This is a genomic window from Pseudomonas sp. MG-9 (genome assembly GCF_018729515.1).
Classification (GTDB): Bacteria; Pseudomonadota; Gammaproteobacteria; order Pseudomonadales; family Pseudomonadaceae; genus Aquipseudomonas; species Aquipseudomonas serboccidentalis.
In genome coordinates, this window is the sequence record NZ_JAHHZH010000009.1 from 313,785 (window position 1) to 339,026 (window position 25,242).

Genomic DNA, 25,242 nt, shown 5'->3' on the forward strand with positions numbered 1-25,242 from the left:
CAAAAAACGGCTTACCGAAAGGTAGGCCGTTTTTTTATGCTTGGAGAAAAGTGCCGATTTTGTGATGAAGGGATTTCTGCCCTCATCTGGTTTTCAGCCTGCCAGTGCCGCCAGCCCTTTCGCCCAGATCTGCCGAGTGCGCAGACCGACCATCGCCCGCCAGTCCGGATCCGCCGGGTAAAACTGCTCCAGCAGATTCAACTTGATCGCCCGCCCCGTCGCATCCAGTGGATCGCCATGCAGATGCAGCCAGTGGTCATCGCGCAAATAACGATGCACTTCCGGCCCCGGATAGGTTCCGCATTCGATCACGAATGGCATCAACTGCACGCCCGGTAATGCGTTGAGCAGCGCCTGCGAGGTGTAACCGGTGGCGGTCGCCGCGACACCGGTTTCACTCAAGGTCTCGGCTCCGGTGTGCAAGGTGTACAACCAGGGGCCGTAGATCGACTGCGCTTGCGCCAACGCCGGGTAGGCCGACTCGGTGATGGTCAGCAACATTGGATGGCCGTACTCGCCAGCACCGGTGTGCAGGTCGAAACACATCACGGTTTCAGCGCCCGCCAGATGCTCATCGATAATCTGCTGCAGCGTGCGATTCGACCAGCTCGGCGCGCGGCCACCATAAAACAATCCATCGGGATGGCTGTGCTGACCGCCCTCAACAATCGACATCACCGCTGGCCAGCCGTGTTCGTTGATCTGTGCATCGAGCAAAGCGTCAGCCCGCGCACGCTCCGGGCCATTCAAATCGGTGCAGGCGTAGATCTCGTGCAAAGCCGCATAAGCGCGGTTGTCCGGCAACGGCCCGGCGAAATCCTGGTGATTACGGTTGAGGTCGATATTGTCTTCGTTGACCCGTCGCAGCCACGCGGTACCCCACGGGTTGATCAGGTGCACCAACACTACCGCGACATCCTTGGGCAGCGACCCCGGCACGAAGGTCTTCAGCCATTCGATCTGGCAGTCCGAGCCGTAATAGCCCTCGACACCGTGGGTGCCGCTGAGCGCCACCAGCCGACGTTTGGCCTGCGGATCACCGAGCACGGCGACGTCGGTGCTCAGCGGTTCACCAAAAGGGCCGCATCGCGGATGCGCGTAAGAAGTGAGCGTGGCGCCGGCGGCATGGGCGGCGGCCAGAAACTGTTCGCGTTGATCGCGGTAATTGAACTCGGTAGGGAACTCGCTGTGCATATCAGTCTCTTGTTGATCTTGTAATTGTAGGAGTGAGCCTGCTCGCGATAGCGTCATCACATCCAACATCATTGCTGGCTGACCCACCGCTATCGCGAGCAGGCTCACTCCTACAAGGGGACGTGTGCGATCGGTCGATTGAGGTTGACCCTAGCGAATTTCCGGCCTGAAAAGAAAGACAAAAATGCCCACCGGTTTGCGTCGCGACCGACCGGTCGATAAAGTCCGTCAGACCTTTCATCCCACGGACGGAGAGCCCCACGTGTTTCCAGCCCTGCCCCTGAGCCGTTTTCGCCTGCCAGCCCTGACTCTGCTTGTCAGCGCCCTGACCCTCACCGCGTGCAACGCCCCGCCCTCCTCGACCTTGCCGCTGGCACCGGAAGCCGCCTCTGGCTACCGCACCGATCTGCAGACCCGTCACGCCAGTCAACACATGGCGGCGGCTGCCAATCCACTGGCCGCCGAGGCCGGGCGCGAGATGCTGCGCAAGGGTGGCTCGGCCATCGACGCGGCGATTGCGATGCAAGCAGTGCTGACACTGGTCGAACCGCAATCTTCCGGGATCGGTGGCGGCGCGATGATCGTGCTGTGGGACGGCAAACAGGTGCGCACCTACGACGGTCGCGAAACCGCACCGGCCGGCGCCACCGAAAAACTGTTCCTGCAAGCCGACGGCAAACCGATGCCGTTCCCGCAGGCGCAGATCGGCGGGCGTTCGGTCGGCACACCGGGCGTGCTGCGCGCGCTGGAGCTGGCGCATGAACAACACGGGCGCCTGCCATGGGCCACGCTGTTCGAGCCGGCGATCAAGCTCGCTGAGCAAGGCTTTGCGATTTCGCCGCGCCTGCATTCATTGCTGGAATCCGATCCGGTGATCCGTCAATCGCCGGACATGGCTGCGTACTTCCTCAACAGCGACGGCAGCGTCAAAGCCGTGGGCACCCGCCTGCAGAACCCGGCACTCGCTGCCGTGCTCAAGCGCATCGCCCACGAAGGCCCGGACGCGCTGTACAAAGGCCCGATCGCCGAAGAGATCGTCGCCAAGGTGCAGGGCCATGCCAATCCGGGCAGCCTGTCGCTGAATGATCTTCAGCGCTATCAGGCCAAGGAACGCGCACCGCTGTGCACTGACTATAAACGCTGGCAGGTCTGCGGCATGCCGCCACCGTCATCGGGCGGGATCGCCGTGGCGCAGATTCTCGGCACCCTGCAAGCGCTGGAAACCCGCGATCCACGCCTGTCGCTGACCCCGCTCAAACCGGTGAAAACCGACAAACCGGCCGGCATCGAACCGGCACCGCAAGCCGTGCACTTGATCGCCGAAGCCGAACGCCTGGCCTACGCTGACCGTGCGCAATACGTCGCCGATACCGATTTCGTCCCGGTGCCGGTCAAGGGCCTGGTCGACCCGGGTTACCTCGCCAGCCGCGCCAGCCTGATCGGCGAACGCAGCATGGGCAGCGCCAAACCGGGCACCCCGCCAGGCGTGCAAGTGGCCTACGCGCCGGATCGCTCACCGCTGCGCATCTCCACCTCGCAAGTGGTGGCGGTGGATGACAGGGGTGGCGCGGTGTCGATGACTACCACCATCGAAGCGGCGTTCGGCTCGCACCTGATGGTTCAGGGCTTTTTGCTGAACAACCAGATGACCGACTTCTCGTTCATCCCCGAAGAGAACGGGCAGAAAGTTGCCAACCGCGTCGAACCCGGCAAACGTCCACGTTCGTCGATGGCGCCCACCCTGATCTTCGATCGCAACAGTGGCGAATTCCTCGCCAGCGTCGGCTCGCCGGGCGGCTCGCAGATCATCGAGTACGTGGCCAAGACCACCGTCGGCCTGCTCGACTGGAACCTCGACCCGCAAAGCGCCATCAGCCTGCCCAACTTCGGCAGCCGCAACGGCCCGACCGAACTGGAACAAGGCCAGTTCAGCCCGGCGCTGATTCAGGCGCTGAAAGACAAAGGGCATGCTGTGAATGAAATCGACATGACCAGCGGCACCCAGGCCATCGTGCGGGTCAAGGATGCGCAGGGCAAAGCGTCGTTGGAGGGGGGGGCGGATCCGCGACGTGAAGGGGAAGCGTTGGGGGATTGAAGCCAGGATGCAAACAAAAAAGGCTTACCGCGAGGTAAGCCTTTTTTCATGCAACGGGTTTAACGCGCAAGATCACCCGGCTCAGCGATTAGCCACCAGATGCGCCCCAAACAGCAAATAACAACCACCGGCCAAACGATCCAGCCATTGCCGCGAGCGCTCGTAGACGCCCGCGATCCGCCGACTGGCAAAGAACAGCGCCACGCTGCAATACCAACTGAACGACAGCGTCGCCATGGTCAGCACCGCCAGCGCCAGCAACAGCGGCGGCACATGGGCCGGCATCGCGGTGGCGAAGATGGTGGCGACGAACAGTGCCGACTTGGGATTGGTCATGTTGCCCAGAAAGCCCCGTCCGTAGGCGCCGAGCAGAGTTTGCTGTGACTCATCCAGCGTACCGCGAGCAATGGGCGCTTTGCGCTTGAACTGCTTGAGCCCGAGATAGATCAGGTAGCAGCCCCCGGCAATCTTGAAGCTCAGGTACAGCGTCGGCGCCGCGCTGAACAATGACTGGATGCCCAGGCCGCCAGCCAGACCCCACAGCACGGTCCCGCTGGCGACGCCCAGTGCCGCGACCACACCATGGCGCCGGGAACGGCTGACCGCCAGTTGAGCGATGTTGAAGAAGTTCGGGCCGGGGGTGACCACCGCGACCGTCCACAACAGCGCCAGCGACAGCAACGGGGCGAGATAGCTCGCAGTAGAAAGGTCCATGGGGCAGCGCCTGATCGGTTCGACAATGCCCCACACCTTGCTCCATTCGGCGCCGGTTTTCCATCAGGTGAATGTCACAGCGGCAGGGTTTTACCGTCCACCGCATCGCCAATCGTCAGGAAGTGCCCGCCGGCCACGTGGTGCAGCGTGCGCAGGCCGTCATGCCCGTCGAAGTGCCAGTGCCCGTCACTGAATACGCGTTCATCGGCCTGGGCGGCGATGACTTCGGCGAGGAACAGGTCGTACTGCTCGTGATTGCGCGGCTCCGGCAGCAAGCGGCATTCGAGCCAGGCGACGCAGCCCTCGAGCAGAGGCGCTTCGACTTGTTCACCGGCAAAGGTGTGCAGGCCGTAAGCCTGAAACTTGTCTTGCCCTTGGGTTTGGCTGATTTCCAGGCCCGACGTGTTGCCGACGGTTTGCACAATGTCAGCCTGATTGACGCACGGCACGTTGAGCACAAAGGTGCCGGACGCTTCGAGCAGCTGCCGGGTCCAGGTGGACTTATCGAGGACCACGGCGACTTTCGGTGGTTCGAAATCCAGCGGCATCGCCCAGGCGGCAGCCATGATGTTGCGCTGGCCGTCATGGGCGGCGCTGACCAGCACGGTCGGCCCGTGATTGAGCAGACGGTAGGCTTTGTTCAAGGGAACCGGGCGGCGGTGGGAATCGCTCATGGGGATCTGCTCCGGGGGAAAAGGAGCCGATTGTAGCGTCAGCACCGAAAGATCTGCTGGTGAAAAAAGCTGTAGGAGCTGCGGTACGCTGCGATCTTTTGATTCTGTTTGTGATGCTTGAAATCAAACCAGAATCAAAAGATCGCAGCCTCGTTTCACTCGACAGCTCCTACAGGGATCGGCGTGCAGGTCAGTGGGAAAGTTGATTGGCAAACTGCCCGACCGCATCCACCACTTTCTGCGCGCCGTCCTGAATCTCGACGATCACCGTGCCCGCCTCCGCCGCCAGCGCCAGGCCTTGTTCGGCCTGCAGCTTGCCGTCGGTCATCAGGGCCACGGCGTTGCGCGCCATCTCCTGGTTTTGCCGCACCACGCCGACGATCTCTTCGGTCGCCTGACTGGTGCGCGAGGCCAGTTGTCGCACTTCGTCGGCCACCACCGCAAAGCCTCGGCCCTGCTCGCCGGCGCGGGCCGCCTCAATGGCAGCGTTGAGTGCCAGCAGATTGGTCTGCTCGGCAATACCGCTGATGGTCTTGACGATAGTGCCGATCACCTGCGACTGCTCGTTCAGTGCCTCGATGCCCTCACCCGCAGCCTGCATGTGTCGCGACAGATCACGCATCACATTCACCGCCTCGGTGACCACGGTGGTGCCACGTTGCGCGGTGCTGTCGGTTTGTTGCGAAGTGCTGTAGGCAATGCTGGCCGCGTCGGCAACCGCTTGTTCGCGGTTGACCTGCTCAGTGATCACCGTGGCGAACTTCACCACTTTGTACAGTTTGTTGTTGGCATCGACCACCGGGTTGTAGGACGCCTCCAGCCAGACCACGCGGCCGTGGCTGTCGACACGCTTGAAGCGCTCGGCCACAAACTCGCCATTGTTCAGACGACGCCAGAAGTTCTGATACTCGGCGCTGTTGTACTCCTCCGGCGTGCAGAACATCCGGTGATGCTTGCCCTTGATCTGCGCCAGGCTGTAACCCATGCCGCTGAGGAAGCGCTCGTTGGCATTCAACACATTGCCGTTGAGGTCGAACTCGATCACTGCGGTGGAGCGTACCAGCGCGCCGATCAGGTTTTCGTGCTCGCGGGAGGCTTCGATGGTGCGGGTCAGGTCACTGGAGAAAATCGAGAAATGCTTGATCCGGCCGTCCGAAGAACGCACCGGCTGCACGATGGAGCGCAGCCACGCCTCTTCGCCATTACCGCGCAGCAGACGTACGGCACCGGCGAAATGCTCGCCACGGGTCAGCGCAGATTTGAAACGATGGTGAAACTCATCAGCCTTCACATGCGCCGGGACGATGTCTTCGATGGCGCGCCCCACCAGGTCCGGGCTTTTGTAGAGCATCTCGGCGAGAAAGTTCTGATTGACCGACTGAATCCGGCCATCGGGCTCCAGAGTCAGCACCAGCATCTCGCTTTCCAGGCTTTCCTTGACTTGCAGCAGACTGGACAGTTCTTCACGAAGAGCGGCCAGCTCTTGCTTGAGGCGTTTGTTGAACATGGGAAGGTACCGATGGCTGGGTAGAAAGCGGGATGCAGCCTAACCATCGGCCTTGAAAATCTTTTCTGAAGAGCGCTTGCGACCCGTCGGTCAAAAATAGTTCAAGCGCATGCGGTCAGGCAGCCCCGGCCACCTGACACGGCCCCGTGCGCGGCATGCGCGAGCCAAAGTACGCCGCACTCAACAGCCCCACCACGCCCATCACCGCACAGAACATCACGCAGATCCATGGGCTCCACGGCATCAGACCGATCAACAACAGCGGTGTGATACTTGCCCACGCGGCGTAGGCAATGTTGTAGGTGAAGGAAATACCCGACACCCGGATACGCGCCGGGAACAACCCGACCATCACTGACGGCACCGCGCCCACAACGCCGCAAGCGAGACCGGCCACGGCATACGCCAGCCCCACCCAGTTGCCGCCCGTGATCAAACAGCTGTAAAGCACGCCGATGCCCAAGGGCAACAACAGGCTATAGAGCATGACCGTGCGCCAGGCACCGAGGCGATCGACCAGCAACCCGGCAATCACACAGCCGATGTTGAGAAAGACGATGCCCAGGGCGCTCAGGGCAAAGGTGTGGCTGGCGGTCATGCCAAAGGTTTTCTGCATCATGGTCGGAGTGATCACCACGAACACCACCACCGCCGAGGTCAGCACACAGGTCAGCAGCATCGCCGGTAACATCGCCAGTCGATGCTCACGCAGCACGGTGCGCAGCGGCAGTTCGACCCGCGCTTCGCGCTGCGCCTCCATGGCCATGAACACCGGGGTTTCGCTCAACCAGCGCCGCAGGTAGACGCCGATCACGCCGAACACACCACCGAGCAGGAACGGGTAACGCCAGGCGTAATCGAGGATTTCCGCCGGGGTGAATACCTGTGCGAGGAAGGTCGCGGTCAGCGCGCCGATCAAGTATCCGAAGGTCAGGCCTGCCTGCAAAAAACCCAAGGCATAACCGCGATGGCCGGTTGGCGCGTGCTCGGCGACGAACACCCAGGCGCTCGGCACTTCGCCACCGACCGCCGCGCCTTGCAGGATGCGCAGCGCCAGCAACAGCAGCGGTGCGAAGTAACCGATCTGGGCATACGTCGGCATGATCCCGATCAGCAGGCACGGCAGCGCCATCATCAGGATGCTCAGGCTGAAGACCTTTTTGCGGCCCAGGCGATCGGCAAAATGCGCCATCAGGATCCCGCCCAGAGGCCGCGCCAGATAGCCGGTGACGAAGATCCCGAAACTTTGCAGCAGACGCAGCCATTCGGGCATTTCCGGCGGGAAGAACAACTGGCTGAGGGTCAGGGCGAAGAACACGAAGATGATGAAATCGTAGATCTCCAGCGCCCCACCAAGGGCCGCGAGGCCGAGGGTCTTGTAGTCGGAACGGCTGAACGGCGCCGGTCGGGCTGTGGATTGGGCAGTCATGGCAAAGAACTCTGGCAGGCAAAAACCAAGGCGCCCATGGTCTACGCAAATCCACCTGGGGACAACCCGTAAGACCATAGTCCCGGTTTTGCAAAACCTGCTCACAAAGCACTGGCAGTTGATTTACTGTTAATGCCTGTCCAGCAGGACACACCTGAATCGGTTTTCACCTCTGTGGCGAGGGAGCTTGCTCCCGCTGGGTCGCGAAGCGGCACCCTCTGCTCCTTAAAGGAAGGGGACTGCTACGCAGTCCAGCGAGAGCAAGCTCCCTCGCCACAGATTGATCTGACTGACACAATTGGCGGCTCCTGCGGACCACAATAACCATAAAAAACCGAGGTACTCCCTGTGGCCGTTGATATCGAAGATAGCCGCTCCGCACGCTTTGCCCTGCGCTGTTCAAGCTTTGCCGAACGCTGGTTTCCCGACTCCTGGGTGTTCGCCGCGCTGGCAGTCATCATTGTCGCGCTGGCCACCCTGGCCATGGGCGCCAAACCCACCGATGCCGCGATGGCGTTCGGTGACGGGTTCTGGAGCCTGATTCCGTTCACCATGCAAATGGCCTTCGTGGTGATTGGCGGGTACGTGGTCGCCAGCTCGCCGCCGGCGGTCAAGCTGATCGACAAACTGGCGCGCATTCCGAAAAACGGCCGCTCCGCCGTGGCCTGGGTGGCGCTGATCTCGATGGTCGCCTCCCTGTTGAACTGGGGCCTGTCGCTGGTATTCGGCGGTTTGCTGGTACGCGCCCTCGCCCGCCGCACCGATCTGAAAATGGATTACCGCGCGGCCGGTGCGGCAGCGTACCTGGGTCTGGGCGCAGTCTGGGCGCTAGGCCTGTCGTCATCGGCGGCGCAATTGCAGGCCAACCCGGCCAGCCTGCCGCCGTCGATCCTGTCGATCACCGGGGTGATTCCGTTTACGCAAACCATCTTCCTCTGGCAGTCCGGCGCCATGTTGCTGGCGCTGATCGTGATTTCGATCATCGTCGCCTACGCCACTGCTCCCGGCCCGAACTCTGCGCGTGACGCCAGGGATTGCGGCATCGACCCGGCCTTCAACCTGCCGCCGCTGCAGCCGCGTACCCGGCCCGGCGAATGGCTGGAGCACAGTCCGCTGCTGATCATTTTGCTGGTGCTGCTGGCGGCCGGCTGGCTGTTCCACGAGTTCTCGACCAAACCGGCGATCACCGCGATTTCCGGGCTCAACACTTACAACTTCCTGTTCATCATGCTCGGCGCCCTGCTGCACTGGCGTCCGCGCAGCTTCCTCGATGCGGTGGCCCGTGCGGTGCCGACCACCACCGGCGTGCTGATCCAGTTTCCGCTGTACGGCTCGATTGCCGCGCTGCTGACCACGGTCAAAGGCGCCGATGCACAGACTCTGGCGCATCACATCTCGACCTTCTTCGTCAGCATCGCATCTCACGACACCTATGCGCTGTTGATGGGTGTGTACTCGGCGATTCTCGGTTTCTTCATCCCGTCCGGCGGCGGCAAGTGGATCATCGAAGCGCCGTACGTGATGCAAGTCGCCAATGACCTGCAATATCACCTCGGCTGGGCGGTGCAGATCTACAACGCCGCCGAAGCGCTGCCGAACCTGATCAACCCGTTCTACATGCTGCCGCTGCTGGGCGTGCTTGGCCTTAAGGCACGGGACTTGATTGGTTTCTCGTTTGTGCAGTTGCTGGTGCATACACCGTTGGTGCTGCTGTTGCTGTGGGTGCTGGGGACGACGCTGGCGTATACACCGCCCGTCATTCCCTGAGTCCAGCAGGACGCGGCCAGATGGCTGGCGGGAGGATTCCGACAACGTGCAAATCCTCTTCTTACGAAAGCTGTTGCACTGTCCCACGCGCCACGTGGGACGGTGCTGACTTTTCCTGATCGTGTCTTCGTTTAGCTTGTCCGGGACCAAAAACCTGTCCAAGGAAGAACCGATGACACCGATATCCAAAACGCTTGAAGAACTGATCCGTGAAATTTATCAGGACGGCAGCGTCTCCGTAGTCGAGTACAACACGCTGCGAGACGATGCCGACCGACGCATGGACGCGGTCATCCGAGAATTTGGCCAACACAACAACCTGACGGCTTTCCAGAAAGCGATGGATGTTGCAATGCAATTGCTGCAGACCGCGGTCATTGATGCCAAGAAAGCCAGGTTGACTGACACCGGCGAAGCCATTGTCAAAGATGCGGTCACCGCACAAGTCGAATACTTGCGAGCAGGCAGCCAGCTTGCACTACGCCTTTTGTAATCGAGTGAAAACCTGGGGGAGCCGACCTGATCGCTCCCGCATTGTTTCGCTGTCGCCTCAAATCGTCACCCAACCGTCACATTCCCTTGTTAGCGTCCGCCCGAAATAAATTGAAACAATTAAGCAGAGCGGGCTGACAGATGAAAGACGAAACAGACGGCACAGACGCACCTGAATCCGACAACCCCACCGACACCAGTCGCCGCCGCTTTCTCGGCGGTGTCGCGGTGCTCGGTGTGGGGGCGACCCTGGCCGGTTGTGGCAACGCTGGCGATCAACCGGGCAAACCGGCCGAGCGCCCGCTGACCCCGGCCGAGCTGGACAAGGTCCTGCGTGACCAGGTGAAAACCGTGGTGGTGATCTACGCCGAGAACCGCAGCTTCAACAACCTGTTCGGTGATTTCCCCGGCGTCGAGAAGCCGCTGTCAGCCCTCACGCCTGCCGATTACCAGCAACGTGACCGCGATGGCAGCGTGCTGCAGACCTTGCCGCCCGTCTGGGGCGGTGTGCTGCAGATCGGCCCGCAAACCCTCGATGGTGTGACTTACCCCAACGCCACGCAGTTTCAGGAACACCTGCCCAACGCGCCGTTCGCCCTCAAAGGTCCGAATGGCGAAGACCTGCCGTTCGGCCTGGTCACCCGCGACCTGTGGCATGTGTTCTATCAGAACCAGATGCAGATCAATGGCGGCAAGAATGACGGTTTCGTCGCGTGGGCCGACTCTGGTGGTCTGACCATGGGCCATTACGCCCAGAGCCGCTATTCCCTGCGTCTGTGGGATGTCGCGCAGGAATTCGTGCTGTGCGACAACTTCTTCCAGGGGGCCTTTGGTGGTTCCTTCCTCAATCACCAATACCTGATCAGCGCCACCGCGCCGTTCTATCCGGACGCGGCCAATTCGGTGGCCAAGAGTCAGATCGCCGCGCTGCAAAGCACTGACCCGGCCGATCCGCGCCTCAAACCGCTGGAACAATCGCCGGCCAGCGCCATGAGCGGCCCGCCGCAGTTCGGCCCGAGTGCGCTGACCCCGGATGGCTTTGGCGTGAATACCCTCGCCCCGCCGTACTGGCCGACGTGGATTCGCGACCCGGAGCGCCCGGAGTATTCAAAAGCCGATCTGCCCAACGTGCTGGTGCCGCAGACCCACGAACACATCGGCGACAAGCTGTCGAAGAAGAACGTCGACTGGGCCTGGTACGCCGGGGCGTGGCAAGCGACGCTCGAGCAGTACAAGGACTCGGGGGGCATTCCGAAGATCCCCAATTTTCAATATCACCACCAGCCGTTCAACTACTTCAAACAGCAAGGCCCGGAGAACCCGCAAGAGCGCAGCAGACGCCTGCGTGACGCCGGCCTGGGGGATGAGTCGAGCACCAACAGATTCTTCGCCGATGCCGAGGCCGGCACGTTGCCCGCGGTGAGTTTCTACAAGCCCCAAGGCAACCTGAACATGCACGCCGGTTATGCCGACGTGGCCTCCGGTGATCGGCACATCGTCCGCGCGCTGAAGGTGCTGCGCGAAAGCCCGCAGTGGAAAAACATGGTGGTGATCGTCACCGTCGATGAAAACGGCGGCTGGTGGGACCACGTTGCGCCCCCCAAGGGTGATCGCTGGGGCCCGGGTTCGCGGGTGCCGACGCTGGTGGTATCGCCGTTCGCCCGCAAAGGCACAGTGGATCACACGGTCTATGACACGGCGTCGATCCTGCGCCTGATCACCCGGGTGTTCCAGCTCGAAACCCTCGATGGCCTCAAGCAGCGAGATGAAGCGATGATCGCCCGCGGCCAGAAACCCATGGGCGACTTGACCAACGCCCTGCATTTTCAGGCCTGAAACCGAGTCCTGTGAGCTGACGCAAAAATCCGTGAATGACGGCTTCTCTGCGCAACACAGCTGATCCACTATGAAGCGCCCCGGAACCCCGGGGAGCCGACGCTGAAAAGGATCTGAGCATGTTCAAACTCACAGGACTTACCCCCACCGCCCTGGCCCTCGCCGCACTCACACTGAGCGCGGCCGCCCACGCCGATGTCGACCTGAAACTGGGCAGTACCGAGCGCGTCACCCGGCTCTTCGCCTACCCCAACAACTGCAGCGTGATCTGCTATCGCAACTGGTCGCTGGAGCAGACCGTCGCTCACTACCTGAGCCAAAGCGTGCAACGCGACGGCTATGCCAATGCCAAAGTGCTGGTGAAAAACGACAACGGGCAGATTTACGTCGAAATCAGCGGCGTACCGCAAGGCTACGACAAGCCGCTGTCGGCGCTGCTCGACGCTGGCGATCTGGCCTACAACGGCGCCAGCAAGCTCAACGCCGATGGCAAATGGGCTTATAGCTGGTATCTGTTCCTGCCGCTGGGCATGGCCCTGGAAAACCGCAAGAGCGTCGAGCTGCTGCACTTTCCGCCGGACTATTCGCTGACCCAGGCTCAGGATTATCTGCGCTCGAACACCACCGATCGCTGGGCCACACTGCTGACCGACAACGGTATCCCGGCGGACCAGACCCCGGCCTATCAGACCATCATCGACATCGCGCCAATCGCCGCGCCGTCCAACGCCGGCAGTGACCTGGAGGGGGTCTACGACTACTTCAAGGACTACCAGACCACACTGGTCAAGCAGTTCAGCCAGACCAGCGCCGGCACTACCCTGCCAATGGTCGCGTTCGGCGCGCCGGTGCGTAACTGGATCAAGCAGCAATACGGGCCGACCGTGGGCGTCCTGGGTCTGGCGACCATCAGCCCGAGCGCCGGGGTGAATGTGCCGGTACTGGGTTCAAACCACCCAAGCTACATCTGGTACGCCGCCGACCCGGCGAGCTACGACGGCGATCAAGCCAAGGCTGATGCTGCGGGTTTGAAAGTCATGGGGCAGGACTTGAGCGCGGCCTGCTGGCAGGCGGGGATGGGCAGCAAACCGGGTACCGACCCGAAAACCCTGCTCGACAGCTGCACGCAGACCTGGCAAGTGACGCAAAAGACCAAGACTTGCGAGCTGTTCTACACCTCGATCCGCAACCTGACCCCGACTGACGCTGCCGCCAAGTGCTCAACCACGCCAATCAAGGCACAGTTGCAACAGCTCAAGGGCGATCTGCCGGCCACTGCGGTACCCGCGCCGCACCTCTGATCGGCTGAAAAGGCTTCCCGTGTCAGTCAATGCTGACGCGGGGAGCAGCGAATTTCGCCTGTCAGATCTGACAGTAGACGGTGAGCGTTTTTCAGGAAATGATTGGATCCAAACAAGCACAGCGCAACGCTGACAGGACGTCAGCGCCACGCGAGTCGCAACTTTTGCCGACAGGGACCGTTATGAACAATCGCGCACAGCCGCACCACATTCCCCCTGATACGCCAGGCATCTACCCGTTCGTCGGGTTGCCGGTGCGCCTCGGGTTTCCTTCTACAGTCGATTTCGAAATCATTCAGGATGAACAGGGCCGCGCGGCAGTGATGGCTCGCCGGGATTTCTTGCGCATCACCCGGATGTGTCGAATTTCCGGGCAATTGCTCCCCTATCGCTGTCGCCAGACCCGCCAGCTACTGACCGGCATCCATATCTACGACCCGCGCTTTTGCGGACTGCTCGAACATGCCTGCGATCCGAACGTGTTTCTGGATATGAGCGAATTGTGGCTGTGGGCGCTGCGCGATATTCGCCCGGGTGAACGCCTGACCATCGACTTTGCCGCCACCGAAGACCGCCTGTTGCACCAGTTTGCCTGCACCTGCGGCGGGCCGCGCTGCCGAGGGTGGATCACCGGTTACGATGCCCCCCCCTCTATCGAGGGCCAGCACTTCTTGCAGCGCTGGCGGCACGCGCACTGATCGGGCTTACAACGCCCCGACCGGGCGCAAGCGGTATTGCGGCGGCAGTTGCTCGAAACCGCTGATGGTGGTGTTCAGGCTTTTCCAGCGACCATCCTTGATGCCGTAGATGCAGCCGTGAATCGACAGGCTCTGCCCACGATGCCAGGCGTTCTGGATGATGCTGGTGTGGGCGACGTTGGCCACTTGCTGGACAACGTTGAGTTCGCACAGCCGGTCGACCTGTTCTTCTTCGGTCGGCAGCTTGGCCAGCTCTTCACGTTTTTCGTAATACAGATCGCGGATCGAACGCAGCCAGCCGTCGATCAGACCAAACTGCCGATCCTGCATCGACGCCCGCACACCGCCGCAACCGTAGTGGCCGGTAACAAGGATATGTTTGACCTTGAGCACGTCGACCGCGTACTGGATCACCGACAGGCAATTGAGGTCGGTGTGCAGCACCACGTTGGCGACGTTACGGTGTACGAACAGATCACCCGGCAGCATGCCGACAATCTCGTTGGCCGGTACCCGTGCGTCGGAGCAGCCGATCCACAGGTATTCAGGGGTTTGCTGGCGCGCCAGCTTGGCGAAGAAATCCGGGTCTTCCTTGGTAATCGCGTCAGCCCAACGCTCGTTGTTATCAATCAGGTCTTGTAAGTCGTGCATGGTGTAAGGCCTCAAGAAAGATGCGCTGGTATGACAGACGACCGCCCGTCGGGGTCACGCAAGAACTGCAGGTGTTTTCTTTGGAATTCTCGAGTGCCCGGTGAGTCCACTCAGTAAGGCCCACAGTATGAGGAATTGCCATGACTGATTCACGACGTCCGTACGATGCGGTGCAACCCGAACCCATCGATGATAACGAAGACCGCATGGGCTCGGTGCATGAGCTGGATTTCGATGAAGACGAACCCAGCGCAAAAATCGGTGATGAAATCCCGGAACGTGAACGCGAGCAGTTGATGCCGAACGAGCGGGTGCGTGAGGCAGGCTTTACCGGCGCCTCAACCAGCGATCACGAACCGACTGACGATGATATGAGCCCGGAAACGCTGATTCATGAAGATGGTGCCCGGGACGCCGAAGAGGCTGGCGAAGGCAATCAGGCGGATTGGGATTTGAGCATTGTCGACGAGGATGACATCGGCGGCGGCAATGGCCTGGATGAGGCAGAGCTGGCGCGGCGCGATCCGCTGGATGGCAATCGCTGATCACCCGCCATCATGCGATCCCCGTAGGAGCTGCCGCAGGCTGCGATCTTTTGACTTTGTTTTTTAGATCAAGATCAAAAGATCGCAGCCTTCGGCAGCTCCGACAGTATTCAATCAACCAGGGTACAAGCCATGACCACGGCGTCTTCACGCCCGCCCACCGCCGGATAATAATCCCGACGCCGGCCTATCTCGTTGAAGCCATAGCGCTCATACAGCTTGAACGCCGCGGTATTGCTGTCGCGCACTTCCAGGAAACACTCCCGAGCCTCAGCCGCATACGCCCGCGACATCAGATGCTCGAGCAGCGTCAGCCCCAGCCCGCGCCCCTGATTCTCCGGTTTGACCGTGATGTTCAGCAGGTGCGCCTCATCCAGAATGATCTGCACCACCCCGTGACCGACCTGCTGCTGGCCTTCGAACATCAGCCAGATCTGGTACTTGCCCAGCCCGTCGAGAAAAATCCCACGGGTCCAGGGATGGCTGTACGCCGCGTATTCAATCTTCAATACCGCGTCCAGGTCCGCCTCGGTCATCGGGCGGAACGATACAGCTTCACTCATTCGATTCTTTCCAGCGCGCCATCAGCCGACGCATGGCTTGCCACACAGCGGCCTTGCGCTGTGGCTCTTCCATTAACAATTCCAGACCCGGAATGGCCCAGGCCAGGCCCAGGCCTTCGATCTGCAATTCACTGTTGAACGCTTCGGCATTCGCTTCACCGGCAAACCGCACCGCCGGCAGGCCGATCAGCCACAGGCAGGCGCATGGCGCCGCTTCCATTTGCACCGAGAGGAAACCTTGAACAAAGTCACGGGCCGCTTCCGGGCCCTGGTCCATGGTCCCGCGATTCAGCCACGGCCAGCGCACCGGCTCGCCGACGATCTGCGGCGCATCCGGCAGACCGGCGGCGCGCAGCATATCTTTAAGCAGCAGATAGGCCGGATCGCGGCTCTGGAACGCTTCGCCTGTGGGTAACTCCACCAGCAGTAAACAAGTCCCGGTGCGCAGCAATTGCAGGGCGAAACGCGGTGGCGGCACAGGTGCGGGTTTGGCGACGACCGGCGCCTCTTCGACCTCTTCCACCGGTTTGGCACCATTGCGCGTACTGGCGAGCGATGGGCGCGGCACTTCGATTTTCGGCCGTTCTACCGGACGGGCGGCAGGTTGCACCGCCGCTTCGGCCTGCACAACCGGCAACACCGCGACCTCTGGCTCAGGCTCGGGCATGTCCAGCAGCTCGGGCCGCGACGGCGCGGCAAAAGGCAATTCGGTGCGCGGCAGCCAGTTGACCACCTGCATGGCGTTCAAATAGGCGCGGCGGCGGGACTCGATAAGCAAAGGTCGGCCACTTGTGGATAACTGAAAGTGCGCTGATTCTACCGCCCTTCGCTCAAGATCGCTTGCTGTTGATCGATAGTCTTGAGCCATGCTCTGCCTCAGAAAATGCGACAGCCCGTCCCGAGAGTGAATCGCATCGTTCCTGATGCAGTACAATCGCGGCTTTTAATCGCCAACCAGCCGGCCATTCCGATGATCGAACCCAAGCGCGTCTTGCGCGCCCTCGCTGAACACTGGGCACTTCTGGAGCCACTGTGCGAGCACTTCGACCAAGGCACCCTGAGCCTCAACGAACTGCGCACGCAACTGGCCGCCCAACAACTGGACAGCACGCCGCAGGACATCACCAGCCTGCTCGACGTGTGGATTCGCCTCGACATTCTGGTGCCCGTGGCGAAAAGCCCGAACCGTTTCGAGCTCAACGCGCAGATCCACGACTTCCTCGCCTACTTGCGCCGTGAGCACCGTCTGGGCCTGTGCCTGGAGATCGAAGCCTACCTGCGTCACCTCGAACGTCTGGCCGGTTACATCCAGGACGCGTTCGACATCCGCGATGGCAACGACCTCGCCCGCCAGCTGCGCTTGCTCGACATGCGCGTGCGTGACGTGCTGAAAAAGCTCGACAACGACGAGCAGGCGCTGGTGGCCGTGGCCGAACGGGCCAAGACCAGCGACCGGCAGATCCCGCTGCGTCAGCGTTACGCCGAAGTCCTGGCAACCTGGGACGAATACGTCGAGCCGATGATCGATCTGGTGAACGCCGACGGTGCCTTCGAACAAGGCGTGCGCAAGGTCGAAACCGTGCTGCTGAAGATGCTCAGCGAACAGCAGCGCCTCGGCCACCTGGTTGATGACGACATGCTGCTGCGCACCCACGCGCGCATCCTCGAAATGCAGACCAGCGCCCAGCTGACCCTGCGCCACGCCCGCGAACTGCTGCTGCCGCTGCGTGAAGAAGCGCGCCGACACAACGCCGTGACCCGGGGTGCCGCACTGGCGCTGGCGGCGATTCGCCGTAAAGGCATCGATGCCGTGCCGCAAGCGGCGATGCCGCTGTTCACCCGGCCGCAAAGCACTTTCCTCGGCAGCGCCAGTCAGGTCGAAGCCTACGTCTATGCCCTGGCGCGTTTCGAGCCGAAACCGGCGCGTTTCCCCAAGGCGCACAAGACGCAAAAATCCGGCGAAGCCCCACGTGCGCCGCGCACCGTGCGCGAAATGGTCGAGCGTTGCGAAGAGTCCCTGCCAATGCCGGATCTGATGACCTGGCTGCTGGAGCAGGAACCGGACGGCGCCACCGACGAATTGCTGTACTGGTTCTCGCGCCTGTCGCGGGAAAAACGCTTCACGCGCGAGCGTCTGGAACGCCGCGAATACCACACTCACGAGCACCAGGTCAGCCTGCGCTCCTTCGCCCTGCTCTCGGCCCGCGACCCTGCCGCCGCCGAGGATTCTGCGAGCATCCCAAATGCATCTTGATCTATCCGAACTGTCCCAACTGGCGCCGATCTTCCGCGAGCTGTTCAAGGGCTATCACGTCAGCCGCCGCGACCCGGAACTGTACGCGCAACTGTCGAACTTCCAGGATCAATACCGCACGCTGTTCAAGGCGCTGGGGTTCGAACTGGTCTGCGATACCCGTGGTTTCTACTACTTCGTGCCGGACATGGCTGCCGCTGCGGTGAACAAGACGGCCCAGCGTCTGGCGCTGTTCACCTTCATTCTCGTCGAGCACCTGGCCGATCAGGGCCGTGACCCGATCGCCGTGCTCGACGGTGGCAGCCTCGGCCGTGAAGAACTGCCGTCGTTGCTGGATAAATACCGCGACCTGTTCATCCAGGCCGAAGTGCAGACCGTTGAAGAGCTGGAAGAAAAAATCATGCGCCGCATGACCCAGCTCGGTTTCGCCGGTGAAGAAAACGGCGTGTACCGTTTCCTGCCGCCGATGCACCGCTTCCTCGACGTGTGCCTGTCGGTGCAGCAGGACCGCGATCTGGCTGCCAGCGTGCACAGCGTTCTGCCGCTGCCAGCACCGGTGCTGATCGACGAAGAAGCCGAAGCCAAATTCCTCGAAACCGATGATCCGCTCGACTTGAGCGAATTTGCGGAAGAAAGCGAAGAAGACGCACTGGCCCGCGCCATTGCCGAAGAACAGGAGTCCGACGCATGAGCCAGGAACGCTACGGCATCCGCCGCTTTGCCCTTTTGAACACCGCTGGTTACAGCCTCGGCCTGTTCCCGCTGGAAGAACCACTGTCGGTCTACGGCGCGAACAACCTCGGTAAATCGGCGTCGATCAACGCCTTGCAGTTCCCGATTCTGGCGCGCATGTCGGACATGAGTTTCGGCAAGTACAGCCTGGAACAATCGCGGCGTTTCTACTTCGCCTCCGACACCAGCTACATCCTCGTCGAAGTGAACCTGCCGCACGGCCCGCACGTGATTGGAGTGGTCGGTCGCGGCCCGGGCGGTGGTTTCGGTCACCAGTTCTTTGCCTACGCCGGCAAGCTCGATCTGGCGCACTACCAGAAAAACGACACCTGCCTGCGCCAGAAAGAGCTGTTCAGCAACCTTGAGAAAGAAGGCCTGAAAGCCTACGAACTGAAGCCGGACGAACTGCGCCGCCTGTTGGTTGGCGGTCACACGTCGATCCCGCTGGATCTGACCCTGATCCCGCTGCGCTCCACCAGCGAGCAAAGCCTGAAGACCTTCCGCGCGCTGTTCATCAACCTGCTGCACATGCGCGAAATCACTGCAGCCAAGTTGAAGCAGTTGTTCCTCGATGCCTTCGAGCACAGCCTGCGTTCCGGCAGCGTCGACTACATCGCCGCATGCGAAGAAGCCTTCCGTGATGTGCGCCGGATGGAGCAGGACTACAACTCGCTGGTCGCGGCTGGCCCTTTGGTTGAGGCATTGGCCAATGGCGTGAAACAGCGTGACGTGCTGCGCGGCAAACTGCATCGCCTGTCGCCGCTGCTCGACTCGTTGCTCGGCACTTGGTCGGATTACGCCACGGCGCGCAAGGAAGAGCTGACCATTCAGGCCGAACACTACCGTCGCGAGCAGGACGATCTGCAAAACGATCAGCGTGGTGGTACTCAGGAACTGATGCGTCTGGAGCGGGAAATCTCCGGCATCCAGCGCTGGCTCGGTGAGCTGTCGGTGCTGAAGAACCGCTTCGCGCTGGTCGATGACGTCAAAGTGCTGGAGCAACAATTGCTCGCGGCCAAGGACGCTCACGACGAGCTGGCCGGTGCGCTGGCACAGTCCCGTCAGTTCAGCGCCGAGGATCTGGAAGAGCGTCTGCGCGATTTGGAAAAACGCCTGAAGTCGGTGAAACAGCAACTCGATCACGCCGACAACAACAGCTACGCCCGCCTGCGCGAAGAGTTCTCGCAGCAGGACGTCGAGCGCCTGATGCGCCTGTTCAACAGTGCGCTGTTCAGCCTGCCGCTGGGTGAACACGGCATCACCCTCGACGAAGATGGTGAGTGGGTCAAATCGGTCGAGCTGATCCTCGATGGCTTCAAGGGCGAGCGTTTCGAAGTGCCTGGTCTGTCGATCGACATCTCGCACATCGAGCCGCCGGCCCTGCAAGCGCTGGCTGACCGCGCCGCACTGCGCGACCAGAAAGAGCGTCTGGAAAAAGAACTCAAGCAACTCAAGACCCAGCAAGCCGTGGCCGCCGACCGCGCCGCGAGCAAGACTCAGACCGAAGCGCTGTACCAGCAAGTGCTGGACGCGCAGAAAGCACTGGAAGACTTCCGTCGCACCCAGACCCTGAGTGCCGAAGAAGGCGACAAGCTCGAGCAACTGGCGCAGATGGAAGCGGCGCAGGACGAACTCAAACGCTCCAGCGATGCGTTCACCGAGCGCGTCCAGCAACTGTCGGCCAAGCTGCAACTGGTCGGCCGGCAGATCGCCGACATGGAAGCCAAGCAACGCACCCTCGACGACGCGCTGCGCCGTCGTCAGTTGCTGCCGGCGGACCTGCCGTTCGGCACGCCGTTCATGGATCCAGTCGACGACTCGATGGACAACCTGTTGCCGCTGCTCAACGACTATCAGGACAGCTGGCAAGGCCTGCTGCGCGCTGACGGGCAGATCGAAGCGCTGTACGCACAGGTGCGCCTCAAAGGTGTTGCCAAGTTCGACAGCGAAGACGACATGGAGCGCCGTCTGTCGCTGCTGATCAACGCTTACGCGCACCGCACCGACGAAGCCCTGACGCTGGGCAAGGCGCGGCGTGCGGCGGTCACCGACATCGCCCGGACCCTGCGCAACATCCGCAGCGACTACGACAGCCTCGAGCATCAACTGGCGCTGTTCAACCGTGAGATCAACAAGCGTCAGGTGTCCAACCTGCAGAGCTTCCGCATCGTCCTGGCGCCGAACAAGGAAGCGCTCAAGCACATCGACCAGATCATCCACAGCGCCGGTCAGTACGAAGAAGGCGAAACCCTGTCGGTGTTCGATCTGAGCCAGAGCGCCGAGCAGGACAACAAGAACGAAGAGGCCAAGGAATACCTGGCACGGCTGGTGGCGGCGAACCACAACCAGCTCGGTCTCAAGGACTTGTTCGAACTGGCGTTCGAGATCACCAAGGTCAACGGCCAGCCGGTGATCCACACCGACATCGACGGCGCGGCGTCCAACGGCACCACCATGACCATCAAGGCGCTGACCAACATGTACTTGTTGCTGCACTTGATGGACCGTGACCTGGCCGGTCGCGTGCGTCTGCCGTACTACCTGGACGAGGCGGCGGACATCGACGAGAAGAACCAGGCCGCCCTGCTGGAAACCAGCCTGCAACTGGGCTTCGTGCCGATTCTGGCGAGTGTGAAGCCGCAGGTCTGCGCCAGTGTCGCCATCGACCTGGAAGGCGGCAGCGGCCCGGCGGGCATCTACATCGACGAGGCGGACTGGAAGTACATCCGTCGCCATGATGCAGTGAAAGCCACCGTCAATGTTGAAGCGGATGAACCGGAGCTGGATGAGGTTTGATCGGCGTTAACTGAAGGCAAAAAAAGGGCCGCGATCTGATGGGATCGCGGCCCTTTTTTATAGCTTGGGGGTTTGTGTTGATTTTGCGGGCCCTATCGCGAGCAGGCTCACTCCTACAGTTGGAATGCGTTCCCTTGTAGGAGTGAGCCTGCTCGCGATGGCGTCCTTACAGACGCCGCAAGGTTACTTACCAAGAGAAATCTTCGGCGCCCAGGTCAGCCACTCATCCTCGAACTTGTCGAACAGTGGGAACGTCTGCTCCGCACGCGCCGGGTTACCCATTCGCTCACCGTCCGGCGTGGCGAAGGCGATACCGCCCTGGATCACGGTTTCCAGCGACTCCGTGCGTACCGTCATGCCCTTGAACAGCCCGATGTCGAAACCGACACCACTGGTATTCCAGAACCGGCTACCGCTGCGCACCAGCGGCGCGTATTTCGGCTCGATCAAAATGTGCACCAACACACGATCAGCGGTCTGGCCCAGCTCATAACCCGTGACCTTGCCCACGGTAATTTCGCGGTAGGTCACCGGCACACCGGGTTTCAGCGAACCGCGGCGGGCGGCGCTCAATACCAGACTCAAACCGGCCTCCTGCTTGACCTCCTCCGGCGGATTGGCCAGCGCGACGAAGTTCTTCTGCGGGCCGAGGTTCTTCGCCGCTGGCTGCACTTCCAGGTATTGCCCGGTGACCAGGGTTTCCAGGTTCTGGGTTTTGATCAGCCCCAACTCAGGCTTGACCACCCAGAACTGACTGCCGACCCGGGCGATCTTCTCCGGTACCTCAGTGATCCGTGCGGTGATCATCACCGATTGCAGATCGTCGGTCAGATCGACGTCTTCAATCTTGCCGACATCCAGCCCTTTGAAACGAATCGGCGTACCCGGGCGCAAACCATCGGCGCGGTCGACCTTGATCGTCACCAGCGTGCCTTTCTGGTTGGCCTCGTCATGGTTGGCGAACAAGCGGAAGCGCGGGATCCGCTTTTGCAACGGCGCCTTGGCTTGCGGTGTTTCGAAAGCGATACCGCCGGCCATCAGCGTTTGCAGTGACTCGCTTTTCACTTGAATACCGCCGGTCAAACCACCGGTGAGGGTGATACCGCTGACGTTCCAGAAGCGGGTCGACGCGTTGACCAGGTTTTCGTATTCCTTCTCGATGTGGACGCCGATCACCAGTTGTTTTTTGGTTCTGGAGAACTGGTAGCTCTGTACCGAACCGACCTTGACCTGTTTGTACAGAATCGGGCTGCCGACTTCGATCGAACCCAAAACGTCGGTGAACAACACCAGATGCAAGCCCGGAGCGCGTAGATCCAGTGGCGGGGCTTTTGGCCGAGCCTCGAATTCGCGTTTCGGGGCTGCGCCTTTGTCGCCTGGGCGCACGGCGATGTAGTTACCTTTCACCAGCGCTTCGAGTCCGGTGATACCAGCCAGGGAAATCGACGGTTTGACCACCCAGAACTGTGTGCCGTCGACCAGATAGTCTTCGGCCAGCGGGTCAAGGGTAAGCTCGGCGGTGGCGCTGTTCAGGTCCGGATCGATTTTAAGCGCTTTCAGGTTACCCACCTGAATGCCCTTGTACATCACCGGCGTACGGCCGGCCTGCAGGCCTTCGAAGTCGCTGAGTTTGACCTTCACTCGAATGCCGGCAGCGGCCGCGTCAAAGTCTTCATACAGACGGAACGGCAGGCTTGGATCAGTCGGCGGACTGTCTTTACGGTTCTCCGGTGTCGCAAAAGCGATACCGCCGGCAACGATGCTCGCCAGGGATTCGCTGCGCACTTTCACGCCGGACAGGTTGGCGTCGATGCTGATGCCGCTGGCATTCCAGAAACGCGTGTGTTTGCGCACCAGTTTGGCGTAGGTCGGCTCGATGAACACTTTGAGTTCAACAGTGCTCTGGTCTTCGGAAAGCACGTAGCTTTTGATCTGACCAACCTTGATCTGCTTGTAGAACACCGGGCTGCCACGGTTCAGCGAGCCGAGGCGATCCGCCTTGATGGTCAGGTGCAGGCCAGGCTTGGAGTCCGACAGCGGCGGCTCTTCGGCCAGCGCCTTGAACTTGCGGGTCGGCTCGCCTTCGCCGGGGCTGATGGCCACGTAATTACCCGAAACCAACGTTTCCAGACCGGTGATACCGGCCAGGGTCACGCTCGGTTTCACCAGCCAGAAACGGGTGCTGGTCTTGAGGTATTGCTCGACGTCCTTGTTCATTTCGACGGTGGCGATCACGCCTTTGGAGTTGCCTTCGTCGTCAAGCTTCAGGGTCTTCACCTTACCGACCGACATGCCTTTGTACATGACCTCGGTCTTGTTGGCCTGGATGCCTTCACCGCTTTCGAAACGCACCTGAATCTCGATGCCGGTTTCGTTATAGGCACGCCAGCCGAGCCAGCCACCGATGATCAGGGCAATCAGGGGCAGTACCCAAATGGCAGACCAGTTGGAGGCCGGTCGGGTTTTCGCTACGGGCAAATCAGTCATGGTCGTCGTCCGACTCCGTGTTATCCCAAATCAGTCGGGGATCGAAAGTTACTGCGGCAAGCATCGTCAGAATCACCACACTGGCGAAGGCGATGGCGCCAAGGTTGGCTTCGACACTGGCAAGCCGGCCGAAGTTGACGACCGCCACCAGAATGGCGATCACAAAGATATCGAGCATCGACCAGCGGCCGATGAACTCGATGAAGCGGTACATCCAGATTCGCTGCCGTGCAGACAATGGCTGGCGTCGCTGTACCGAAAACAACAGCAACGCGATGCCCACCAGTTTGAAGGTCGGCACCAGAATACTGGCGATGAACACCACAGCGGCAATCGGGATCATGCCGTGCTGCACCAGCTGGATTACCCCGGACATGATCGTGCTCGGGTCACCCTGTCCCAACGAACTGACGGTCATGATCGGCAACACGTTGGCCGGAATGTAGATAATCGCCGCAGTGATCAGCAGTGCCCAGGTTCGAGCCAGGCTGTTCGGCCGGCGAGCATGGACCAGCGCGCCGCAACGGGTGCAGGTTTGTTCGTCGGTGTCCGCGTTCTGCCTGTTCAACTCGTGGCATTCGGTACAGATCAGAATGCCCGCATCAATCGCCCGCATGAGGGTCTTCTCCTGATAGCGCCTGCCAGATCTGATGCGGTGACATCACCACTTCCAGCCAGACCTGGACCAACAACAAGCCGACGAAACATGCCAGACCGAAACCAACGGTGATAGCTGCCATATCTGCCAATTTGACGATCGCCACCAATACGCCCATGAGGTAGACCTCAAGCATTCCCCAGTCTTTGAGGTGGTGATAAATGCGATACAGCAGCAAACCGTAGCTACGCCCGATGTTGAAACGGATCGTCAGCAATACGAATAACTGGCAGAGCAATTTGAGTAACGGAATCGCCATGCTGCAAAGAAACACAACGACGGAAACACCGCGCATGTCGGTATTGAACAGTCCGACCACACCGCTCCAGACGGTGTCATGCGACGACTGCCCGAGTACATTGAGCTGCATGATGGGTAAAAAGTTCGCCGGCACGAACAACAGCAATGCTGCGATAACCAGAGCAAGGCTGCGCTGCACTACGTTATGGCGGTGGGCATACAACTCGTAACCGCAGCGTGGACACAAGGCTTTCTCGCCGTGAGCAAGCTTGGGCTTGCGCATCAACAAGTCGCACTCGTGACAGGCCACCAAGTCTTCCAGCGGTAAATCTGACAGCCCGGGGGCGTCAACCGACTCTGACATAAAGGCTCTGGCTCCGAAAAAGATGGGGCTATTCTAGTGTTCTGATTCGAAAATAACTGTGCAAAATTGTTCGCAGGCTAAGTAAAAAACTTTTCTGCAGGCAAAACAAAACCCCAATTGCTTTCGCAATTGGGGTTTCGGAATTTAATCTTGACGATGACCTACTCTCACATGGGGAAACCCCACACTACCATCGGCGATGCATCGTTTCACTTCTGAGTTCGGGATGGGATCAGGTGGTTCCA

At 60.9% G+C, this 25,242-nt stretch carries 21 protein-coding genes, 1 rRNA gene and 1 pseudogene; 10 read left to right on the forward strand and 13 right to left on the reverse strand.

The window, feature by feature from the left end:
• Positions 1–93: 93 nt before the first annotated feature.
• On the reverse strand, positions 94–1,194 hold the full coding sequence (locus KKQ10_RS23485; RefSeq protein ID WP_215502395.1) for a DUF2817 domain-containing protein: 1,101 nt from the start codon (positions 1,192–1,194) through the stop codon (positions 94–96).
• A gap of 262 nt (positions 1,195–1,456) precedes the next feature.
• On the opposite strand from KKQ10_RS23485, the gene ggt reads away from it, so the two are divergent.
• Positions 1,457–3,289 (forward strand): gamma-glutamyltransferase, encoded by a 1,833-nt coding sequence (ggt, locus tag KKQ10_RS23490; RefSeq protein WP_215502410.1) that lies wholly within the window; start codon positions 1,457–1,459, stop codon positions 3,287–3,289.
• Between the two features lie 81 nt (positions 3,290–3,370).
• Here the strand turns inward: ggt and KKQ10_RS23495 are convergent, their stop codons facing one another.
• The 5 genes and pseudogenes from KKQ10_RS23495 to KKQ10_RS23510 form a co-directional block, all read right to left on the reverse strand.
• Positions 3,371–4,003, reverse strand: coding sequence for a LysE family translocator (locus KKQ10_RS23495; RefSeq protein WP_215502396.1), 633 nt, complete (start codon positions 4,001–4,003; stop codon positions 3,371–3,373).
• Positions 4,004–4,077: 74 nt separating this feature from the next.
• Positions 4,078–4,677: a flavin reductase family protein gene (locus KKQ10_RS23500; protein WP_215502397.1), complete on the reverse strand. Its 600-nt coding sequence runs from the start codon at positions 4,675–4,677 to the stop codon at positions 4,078–4,080.
• A 190-nt stretch (positions 4,678–4,867) separates the two neighbouring features.
• Positions 4,868–5,476: a methyl-accepting chemotaxis protein gene (locus KKQ10_RS28855; protein WP_414891824.1), complete on the reverse strand. Its 609-nt coding sequence runs from the start codon at positions 5,474–5,476 to the stop codon at positions 4,868–4,870.
• Positions 5,456–6,184 (reverse strand): annotated as a pseudogene (locus KKQ10_RS28860) (PAS domain-containing protein); the annotation flags it as partial. The pseudogene KKQ10_RS28860 and the gene KKQ10_RS28855, both read right to left, overlap by 21 nt.
• Positions 6,185–6,299: 115 nt before the next feature.
• On the reverse strand, positions 6,300–7,613 hold the full coding sequence (locus tag KKQ10_RS23510) for an MFS transporter (protein WP_215502399.1): 1,314 nt from the start codon (positions 7,611–7,613) through the stop codon (positions 6,300–6,302).
• A 348-nt stretch (positions 7,614–7,961) separates the two neighbouring features.
• On the opposite strand from KKQ10_RS23510, the gene KKQ10_RS23515 reads away from it, so the two are divergent.
• From KKQ10_RS23515 to KKQ10_RS23535, 5 genes are all read left to right on the forward strand, one after another.
• Positions 7,962–9,380 (forward strand): short-chain fatty acid transporter, encoded by a 1,419-nt coding sequence (locus tag KKQ10_RS23515; protein WP_215502400.1) that lies wholly within the window; start codon positions 7,962–7,964, stop codon positions 9,378–9,380.
• A gap of 172 nt (positions 9,381–9,552) precedes the next feature.
• Positions 9,553–9,873, forward strand: coding sequence for a hypothetical protein (locus tag KKQ10_RS23520; RefSeq protein WP_127652551.1), 321 nt, complete (start codon positions 9,553–9,555; stop codon positions 9,871–9,873).
• 140 nt (positions 9,874–10,013) lie between these two features.
• Positions 10,014–11,708 carry an acid phosphatase gene (locus KKQ10_RS23525; protein ID WP_215502401.1) on the forward strand — a complete coding sequence of 565 codons (1,695 nt, stop codon included), beginning with the start codon at positions 10,014–10,016 and terminating at the stop codon, positions 11,706–11,708.
• Between the two features lie 119 nt (positions 11,709–11,827).
• A complete protein-coding gene (locus tag KKQ10_RS23530; protein WP_215502402.1) occupies positions 11,828–13,009 on the forward strand; it encodes a hypothetical protein in 1,182 nt (393 codons plus the stop codon).
• Positions 13,010–13,191: 182 nt separating this feature from the next.
• On the forward strand, positions 13,192–13,707 hold the full coding sequence (locus tag KKQ10_RS23535) for an SET domain-containing protein-lysine N-methyltransferase (RefSeq protein WP_215502403.1): 516 nt from the start codon (positions 13,192–13,194) through the stop codon (positions 13,705–13,707).
• Positions 13,708–13,713: 6 nt separating this feature from the next.
• Here KKQ10_RS23535 and can read toward each other — a convergent pair whose 3' ends face one another.
• Entirely contained in the window at positions 13,714–14,358 is a 645-nt protein-coding gene (can, locus tag KKQ10_RS23540) for a carbonate dehydratase (protein ID WP_003228196.1), read from the reverse strand.
• A gap of 140 nt (positions 14,359–14,498) precedes the next feature.
• Here can and KKQ10_RS23545 point away from each other — a divergent pair, with 140 nt between their 5' ends.
• Complete coding sequence (locus tag KKQ10_RS23545; RefSeq protein ID WP_127652547.1) at positions 14,499–14,903, forward strand: serine kinase/phosphatase; 405 nt, start codon at positions 14,499–14,501, stop codon at positions 14,901–14,903.
• A 110-nt stretch (positions 14,904–15,013) separates the two neighbouring features.
• Here KKQ10_RS23545 and rimI read toward each other — a convergent pair whose 3' ends face one another.
• Positions 15,014–15,466, reverse strand: a complete 453-nt coding sequence (gene rimI, locus KKQ10_RS23550) for a ribosomal protein S18-alanine N-acetyltransferase (RefSeq protein WP_007961522.1) — start codon at positions 15,464–15,466, stop codon at positions 15,014–15,016.
• Entirely contained in the window at positions 15,459–16,205 is a 747-nt protein-coding gene (locus KKQ10_RS23555) for an energy transducer TonB (RefSeq protein ID WP_215502411.1), read from the reverse strand. Before KKQ10_RS23555 ends, rimI begins: the two co-directional genes overlap by 8 nt.
• A gap of 231 nt (positions 16,206–16,436) precedes the next feature.
• Here KKQ10_RS23555 and mksB point away from each other — a divergent pair, with 231 nt between their 5' ends.
• Genes mksB through mksF form a run of 3 tightly spaced genes read left to right on the forward strand, consistent with a single transcriptional unit; the run spans position 16,437 to position 21,248 of the window.
• Positions 16,437–17,720 carry an Mks condensin complex protein MksB gene (mksB, locus tag KKQ10_RS23560; protein WP_215502404.1) on the forward strand — a complete coding sequence of 428 codons (1,284 nt, stop codon included), beginning with the start codon at positions 16,437–16,439 and terminating at the stop codon, positions 17,718–17,720.
• Entirely contained in the window at positions 17,710–18,411 is a 702-nt protein-coding gene (mksE, locus tag KKQ10_RS23565; protein WP_127652545.1) for an Mks condensin complex protein MksE, read from the forward strand. The genes mksB and mksE overlap by 11 nt, the downstream gene beginning before the upstream one ends.
• The gene (gene mksF, locus KKQ10_RS23570) at positions 18,408–21,248 is read left to right on the forward strand and encodes an Mks condensin complex protein MksF (RefSeq protein ID WP_127652544.1); all 2,841 of its coding nucleotides are present in this window, start codon (positions 18,408–18,410) and stop codon (positions 21,246–21,248) included. The genes mksE and mksF overlap by 4 nt, the downstream gene beginning before the upstream one ends.
• A gap of 183 nt (positions 21,249–21,431) precedes the next feature.
• Here mksF and KKQ10_RS23575 read toward each other — a convergent pair whose 3' ends face one another.
• The 4 genes from KKQ10_RS23575 to rrf form a co-directional block, all read right to left on the reverse strand.
• Entirely contained in the window at positions 21,432–23,735 is a 2,304-nt protein-coding gene (locus KKQ10_RS23575; RefSeq protein WP_127652543.1) for a PqiB family protein, read from the reverse strand.
• Complete coding sequence (locus tag KKQ10_RS23580) at positions 23,728–24,351, reverse strand: paraquat-inducible protein A (protein WP_127652542.1); 624 nt, start codon at positions 24,349–24,351, stop codon at positions 23,728–23,730. Before KKQ10_RS23580 ends, KKQ10_RS23575 begins: the two co-directional genes overlap by 8 nt.
• Positions 24,338–24,997, reverse strand: coding sequence for a paraquat-inducible protein A (locus KKQ10_RS23585; protein WP_215502405.1), 660 nt, complete (start codon positions 24,995–24,997; stop codon positions 24,338–24,340). The genes KKQ10_RS23580 and KKQ10_RS23585 overlap by 14 nt, the downstream gene beginning before the upstream one ends.
• A gap of 148 nt (positions 24,998–25,145) precedes the next feature.
• Positions 25,146–25,242 (reverse strand): 5S ribosomal RNA (rrf, locus tag KKQ10_RS23590); the annotation flags it as partial.